Source organism: Nocardioides albidus, from assembly GCF_006335005.1.
GTDB classification, from domain to species: domain Bacteria; phylum Actinomycetota; class Actinomycetes; order Propionibacteriales; family Nocardioidaceae; genus Nocardioides; species Nocardioides albidus.
This window is the reverse complement of record NZ_VDMP01000026.1, coordinates 93226-95733: the sequence shown is the minus strand read 5'-3', so window position 1 is coordinate 95733 and position 2508 is coordinate 93226. Positions and strand designations below refer to the sequence as shown.

Annotated in this window: 2 protein-coding genes; both read right to left on the bottom strand. The window is 71.0% G+C overall.

The genetic code is table 11. The features are described from left to right. Window positions 1-641 (bottom strand): DUF222 domain-containing protein (locus FHP29_RS21795; RefSeq protein WP_420813438.1); only part of this gene is annotated, 641 nt, incomplete at its 3' end. A 231-nt stretch (window positions 642-872) separates the two neighbouring features. Next, complete coding sequence (locus tag FHP29_RS16155) at window positions 873-2450, bottom strand: glycosyl hydrolase family 65 domain-containing protein (RefSeq protein WP_158296597.1); 1578 nt, start codon at window positions 2448-2450, stop codon at window positions 873-875. Window positions 2451-2508 lie beyond the last annotated feature (58 nt).

Below are 2508 nucleotides of genomic sequence, written 5' to 3'. Positions count from 1 at the left end.
GCGATCTCGGCAGCGGCCTTCGACCGCCGCACATCGAGCGAGGACTGGTCGCCGAGCCGTCCGAGGACCTCGGCCCGGCGGGCGACGGCCTGGTCGAGGTCGTGCCCGTCCGCCGCATCCAACAGCGCGTCGATCTGGACCAGTCCGTGCTGGTCGACCTCCCCGATGTCGAAGTGCCGCCGATCGGCTGCTTGCTGTCGTTCGGCTTCGGCCCTCTCGGGGTCGAACCTCAACACCGCCTCCGCGACGAGGCGTTCGAGCTGCGCCCAGCCGACGCCGGTGGCGGCGAACAGTTGCCTATCGACGAACGCCGCCGCCTCCGGGCTCAGGGGGCGGGTGAGGTCGGCGCTCCGTTCGGCCCGCCACGGCGCCAACCTCCCGGCCAGGACCGCGTCGTAGACGTGGGGCAACCTCCAGGCGCACTCGATCACCCGCCCGACGTACGCCTTCCCACCATCCGGGGTGCGGCCGAGGACCGCGACCAACTCCATCAACGCGAACTCGCTGACCAACGGGGCACCTTCCCCGGCGATCGAGATGCCGGTGTCGAGGTAGCCCTCGGTGATCGTGGCAACGCCCGCTGGTCCGGTGACGACGTGATCGGAGGCCCAGGCGACGATGCCGGTCCATTCGCGGATCACGAGGGCTTCGCGGTCCCGGACCCCCGGCACGCAGCTCGGACAGCAGAGCTGCTGTCGAGCGGGGCCGGGTTCCGAGATCCATGACGGCATCCTCCCAAGGACGTCCGACACAACCCCGACACCGGAAACCCCGCCTGTGGAAAGGGGAAACCCGTCCCGCTCCCATGTCGGTGCCCGCCTTGGTGGTGGAGGAGGCCCAGACCTCGACCAGCTGGCGGGCTCGTCGCGCGATCAGCCCGCCAGCGGAACCTCCACCCCGTCCGTCGTGACCACGACCGGCGTCGAGCGGACCCGGATCTCGACCGACTCGCCGCCGGGGTCGTCGGCCGCCAGCGCGAACCGAGCCAGGTCGTGGGCGAGGTCGACGGTCACCTTGCGCCCTCGCCACACGGCGGTGAAACCCAGCCGTTCCCAGCGCTCGGGCAGGTGGGGGTCGAAGGAGAGACGGCTGTCCTGCAGGCGCATGCCGCCGAAGCCGTGGACGGCCACCTGCCAGGTGCCCCCGGCCGCCGCGATGTGCATGCCCTCGGCGGTGTTGCCCTGGTTGTCGTCGAGGTCGACGTACGCCGAGCGCTCGAAGTACTGCACCGCCATCCGCGAGTCGCCGACCCGCAGTCCGGCGATCGCGTGGATCGGCGGGCTGAGGGACGACTTGTGCAGCGTGCGGGCCTCGTAGTACTCGAAGTTCACCCGCTGCGTCTCGGCGGAGTACTCGTCGGGCAGCAGGTACATCAACATCACGACGTCGGGCTGCTTGAGCAGGTTGGTGTCCTCGAGGTTGTGGTGGTGGTAGCCCTCGGGGTACTGCGGCATGTTGTTGTCGTCCCAGGTCTCGATCGGCAGCTCCTGGCGCTCGAAGTAGCCCTCGAACTGCTCGATCAGCCCCGTGTCGGGATCCATGGGCGCGCGGATCAGGGTCGCCGCGGCGGCCCACCCGTCGACCTCGTCGGGCTTGAGGTCGAGCGCGGCCGCGAGCTCGCCGAGACGGTCCGGCTCGTGCTCCGCGAGACGGGCATGCACGGCGACCGCCTGCTCCAGGTGCCAGCGGACCAGCCGGTTGGTGAACGCGTTGTCCGTGACGTGCGAGTGGAACTCGTCGGGGCCCATCACCTTGCTCAGGCCCAGGCTCCCGTCGGGGTGGGCCTCGAGCCGCGAGACCCAGAACCGGCTGGTCTCGAAGAGGATCTCGGCTCCGGCCTCGACCAGGAACTCCTCGTCGCCGGTGGCGGCGACGTACTGCATGACGCCGTAGGCGACGTCGGCGGTGACGTGGAGCTCCTCCTCACGGGTCCAGAACCGGTCCTTGCCGTCGGGGGTCCACAGCGGGCACACCTCGTGGCCGGTGGCCGCGGCCTCCCAGGCGTACTGCGCGCCGCGGGTGCCGTTCTCGGCGGAGTTGTCGCGCGCTCCCGGGAGCGTGGCGTGCCGGTAGCTGAGCAGGGCGCGCGCGGTCGCCGGCTGTGTGTAGAGGTAGAACGGCAGCAGCAGGATCTCGGAGTCCCAGAAGACGTGACCGCGATAGCCCTCGCCCGACAGCGACTTCGCCCCGATGCTGACCGTCGGGTCCTCCGGGTTGGCCGCGATGAGCAGGTGGTAGAGGCCCAGGTGCATCGCGAGCGCGTCCTTGGCGTGCCCGTCGATGCGTACGTCGCTGTCGGCCCACAGCACGGCCCACGCCTGCGCGCTCTCCTCGGCGATCTCCCCGAACGACCGGCCCTCGTGGCGGGCGAGGGTCGCCCGCGCGCGCTGCGCCGGCTCACCCTCGGCACCGGGATCGCGGGTGGTCGCCCAGGCCACCGTCTTCTCCACCGCCANACGATGCCGGTCCATTCGCGGATCACGAGGGCTTCGCGGTCCCGGACCCCCG